Here is a 3,879-nt window from a genome sequence, read left to right as displayed (position 1 = left end):
AGTCCTAATTTGTTTGTCGACTTTTGCTGCCGACTCTTAATATGTTATCACATCAAAACGTATTTGTCAAGAACTTTTTTGTGTTTTATTTCATTCGCCGTCTCAGCGGCGACTCTTAATAGTATATCAAAGTTACTCTTTTATGTCAAGTATTTTTTGATTTTTCTTAAGCCGACATGTAATACTATAGCATATATTTTATTTAATAGCAACAAGCAATATATGGATATAATGTAAACTTATCTTTAATATCTTTAGTTTTCTTATTTTTTCTTTTATATGCACACTTAAAAATCTGTATTTTATTATAACCACTATTATTGATTTGTATTACATATCTAGCTAATATTTTTTTAATTGTAACTATATATTACTGGAATATAAACAACTTTTAATAAACCTTTTTCTTTAGTACTTCCTTTAGCTTATATAAGTCATTATAATAAACTTCTTTTAGCTCTTTTCTATATATAACTGCCGCAGGATGGTATAATGGAAACAATATGTATTCTTTATTATTTATACAAACCTTCTGTAATTTTCCGTGAAGTTCACCTATTTTTACATTACTATCTTCCACCAACGTTTTTAATGGTATATTTCCTAGTGTAACTATAAAATCTGGTTTGATTATATCTATTTCTGTAAGTAAATATTCCTTAAAGCTTTCTATTGCCTTTTTTGATGGTGCTCTATTTATTTTTCTACCTGTTTTTTTACTTATTCTTGTGGGTCTAAATTTTACTGTATTAGTAATGTAAAGTTCTTTTCTTTGTAATTCCAATATATCTAAAAATTCTTCTAAATGTTTACCTGCTTGCCCTACAAAAGGTTTTTTCAACTTTACTTCGTTTGCTCCTGGAGCTTCACCTACCAATATTATACTGCTATCTACAGTTCCATCTCCGAGTACTATTTCTTTATCTTTGTGCTCTTCAAGTATCTTATTATTTAACTTTTGTAACTCTTGTTCTTTCACTTTTCTCCGTCCTTTCCTATACTAATTATTTCATTATACTTACTTCTAATATTTTTTAAATCTTCCCATGCTGGTCTTTTCTTATTTTCATCTCTTAATAAAGCTGCTGGATGGTATGTTGGCATTATGTAAAATTGTCCTTTTTTTACCCACTTTCCTCTATCTTTGGTAATTCTAAATTGAGGTTCTATTATATTTCTCGCTGAAACTGCTCCGAGGCATACAATAATTTTAGGTCTTATAATGTGTACCTGCCATCTTAGATACTCTATACATTTCTCACTTTCTGTTCTTAATGGATTTCTATTATTCGGTGGTCTACATTTTACTATATTAGCTATGTATATTTCATTTCTATCTAAGTCTATAGCCTTTAGCATCTTATCTAGGAGCTTACCGGCAGCCCCTACAAAAGGTCTTCCTTGAATATCCTCGTTATATCCCGGTCCTTCTCCAATAAACATTATATCTGCATTTTCGTTTCCTTCTCCAAAAACAACATTAGTCCTTGTTTTATGTAAATTGCATCTCTTACACTTTTGAACTATATTATTTAATTCATCAAGGGTATACATACAAGCCACCACTTTCAACAGTTATATCAATAATTTTATTATACAAAATCTATTAAACATTCTATTATCTATATTATTGTACATAAGCACAATTTTCAATTCTAATTTTAAATTAATAGTTAATTTCACAATAATTATCTTGACTTATATATAAATATGTAATATATTACGTATATAAGGGTAATATATTACGTATTTATAACTATATACAGAATTTTTAGGCTAAGGAGGTGTTTACAACTGGATAGTTTTGATAAACAAAAAGATATATTCGGAAAGATTTTTCTATTAGCAAATAAATTACAAATCTTAGGGGATTCCCATTTAGCTGAGGATGAAATAACTGTTAAACAATGGTTTCTAATAGTTATAATATCTCAATTCAAAAACAAACCTCCTATGCTCACTGAGGTTGCAAGTTTGATGGGAACCTCTCGCCAAAATGTAAAGCAGCTTGCTGTTAAACTTCAACAAAAGGGTTTTTTAGCCATTGATAAAGATAAAAAGGATAGCAGAGCATTAAGATTAAAATTAACACAAAAAAACCAATGGTTCTGGAAAAAAAGAGAGGAAAAAGATCGTAATTTTATTATTAACCTTTTTAAGAATTTAAGTGAAGAAGAAGTCAGTGTAATGTATGATGTCGTTAACAAACTATTAGATAAAGTTGAAGAAATGGGGAGTTAATTTTTTAGTGTGTTTTGTACAAATAATAAAGTCCGCAAGGGGGATTAATATGAATATTAAGCAAATAATTATTTTTATAGTGCTTTTAGGAATAGTGTTTTTAGCTTATCGTTCCCAACAGCTACAAAGGCAATACAAGTCAGCAGTTATAGAAGGATTGAATCGGACAAAAAATCTAGAAAGACCTATTATAACCGAAAAAGATATTACCCATCTACCAGAACCAGTTCAGAAATACCTTAGATACGTAGGAGTAATAGGTAAAGAAAGGGTAAATAGCTTTAGAGCTGTTATGGATGCAAGTATGAAATTAGATAAAGAAAAAGACTGGACAAAGGTACAAATTAAGCAGTATAGTTTCTTTGATAATATTACTCGTTTGTTCTTTTTAAATCTAAATGTGAATGGTATACCGTTTTATGGATTGCATTCTTATACAAATGCAACTGCAACTATGGATGGTAAAATAGTGGGCCTAATCCATGTGCTTAAAGGCAAAGGTGAAATTATGAATAAAGCAGAAACAGTTACTATATTAAATGATATGTGTATAATGGCACCTGCAACTCTGATTGATGAAAGAATTAAATGGGAAACTATAGATGCACATACTGTAAAAGCTACTTTTAATAATGAAGGTATAGAGATATCAGCTATATTATATTTCAATGAAAAAGGACAATTAATTAATTTTGTTTCTGATGATAGATACTACTCTCCCACGGGTAAGACTTTTGAGAAAGCAACATGGTCTACACCCCTTTCAAATTACCAAAACATAAATGGATTTAATTTACCAACTTATGGCGAAGCTATATGGAATTTTCCCGATGGAGATTTCTGCTATGCAAAGCTTAATATCAATGAAATAGAATATAATTGTAAAACTTTGAAATAAAAATAAAATGATATATAAAATAAGTCCACAAACAAATGTGGACTTATTTTTATATCTAATTAAACTTTTCCCCACAATTATCACAAAATTTCGCATCTGGGTCATTTAACTCGCCACAGTTACTACACATCTTAGTTTTCTCTAAGGCTGCCCCACAATTTTTACAAAATTTTGCGTCACTATCATTTACTTCATTACATTTAAAACATTTTACCAAAGTTTTATCATCATTGCCTTCAGAGGCTTCTTTTATTCCTTCACTGATTGATTTTGATATTTTACGTACTCCTTCACTAGTTCCATCTGCCATATAGTTAAATGTATCCTTGGTTACAGGAGCAATCTCTTCTGCTGTATATCTTGCAACTGAACCCATATAGCCCATTTTTAATAATCCCCCACCAATTCCCAGCAACGGTAATCCGATAAAACTACACCAAAAATATTTAGGTGGTTCGAATGAACCAAATGAGCTAAAAAAACTAATAAATCCTACTGCAGTAAATATAATACCTGTTATCAATACAACAGTACCTATAGTTCTAATTGTTTTTCTCTTTTGCTCATGATTTTTATTAATATTATTATTTTTTGAACTCATTTCCCTACCCCCTAATCATTTAAAAGTAAATACTTACTTTTTATATTATCATATTCTGACTTCATATGTAATATGAAATAAAGGAACGCTGAACCGGGTTCGGCGTTCCACAAAAAATAAAAAAACAAATTTGGCAGCG

5 protein-coding genes are annotated in these 3,879 nt (G+C 29.6%); 2 read left to right on the top strand and 3 right to left on the bottom strand.

The features are described from left to right. Positions 1 to 391: 391 nt before the first annotated feature. Complete coding sequence (locus L21TH_RS09910; protein WP_006315166.1) at positions 392 to 979, bottom strand: uracil-DNA glycosylase; 588 nt, start codon at positions 977 to 979, stop codon at positions 392 to 394. Beyond that, positions 976 to 1,554: a uracil-DNA glycosylase gene (locus tag L21TH_RS09905; protein WP_006315165.1), complete on the bottom strand. Its 579-nt coding sequence runs from the start codon at positions 1,552 to 1,554 to the stop codon at positions 976 to 978. Before L21TH_RS09905 ends, L21TH_RS09910 begins: the two co-directional genes overlap by 4 nt. A gap of 399 nt (positions 1,555 to 1,953) precedes the next feature. Here L21TH_RS09905 and L21TH_RS14975 point away from each other — a divergent pair, with 399 nt between their 5' ends. Both L21TH_RS14975 and L21TH_RS09895 read left to right on the top strand, forming a co-directional pair. Then, complete coding sequence (locus L21TH_RS14975; protein ID WP_242826520.1) at positions 1,954 to 2,241, top strand: helix-turn-helix domain-containing protein; 288 nt, start codon at positions 1,954 to 1,956, stop codon at positions 2,239 to 2,241. 49 nt (positions 2,242 to 2,290) lie between these two features. Continuing rightward, a complete protein-coding gene (locus L21TH_RS09895; RefSeq protein ID WP_006315163.1) occupies positions 2,291 to 3,139 on the top strand; it encodes a DUF6544 family protein in 849 nt (282 codons plus the stop codon). 55 nt (positions 3,140 to 3,194) lie between these two features. Here the strand turns inward: L21TH_RS09895 and L21TH_RS09890 are convergent, their stop codons facing one another. Continuing rightward, on the bottom strand, positions 3,195 to 3,740 hold the full coding sequence (locus tag L21TH_RS09890) for a zinc ribbon domain-containing protein (RefSeq protein WP_006315158.1): 546 nt from the start codon (positions 3,738 to 3,740) through the stop codon (positions 3,195 to 3,197). Between the last annotated feature and the right edge of the window lie 139 nt (positions 3,741 to 3,879).

This window comes from Caldisalinibacter kiritimatiensis (genome assembly GCF_000387765.1).
GTDB classification, from domain to species: Bacteria; Bacillota; Clostridia; order Tissierellales; family Caldisalinibacteraceae; genus Caldisalinibacter; species Caldisalinibacter kiritimatiensis.
The sequence above is the reverse complement of the archived record's forward strand: the minus strand, read 5'-3'. Positions and strand labels throughout refer to the sequence as shown.

Coding starts and splice junctions, on each gene's coding strand:
- L21TH_RS09905 (WP_006315165.1), bottom strand. CDS start 1,554: ATGTATACCCTTGATGAATTAAATAATATAGTTCAAAAGTGTAAGAGA.
- L21TH_RS14975 (WP_242826520.1), top strand. CDS start 1,954: ATGCTCACTGAGGTTGCAAGTTTGATGGGAACCTCTCGCCAAAATGTA.
- L21TH_RS09895 (WP_006315163.1), top strand. CDS start 2,291: ATGAATATTAAGCAAATAATTATTTTTATAGTGCTTTTAGGAATAGTG.
- L21TH_RS09890 (WP_006315158.1), bottom strand. CDS start 3,740: ATGAGTTCAAAAAATAATAATATTAATAAAAATCATGAGCAAAAGAGA.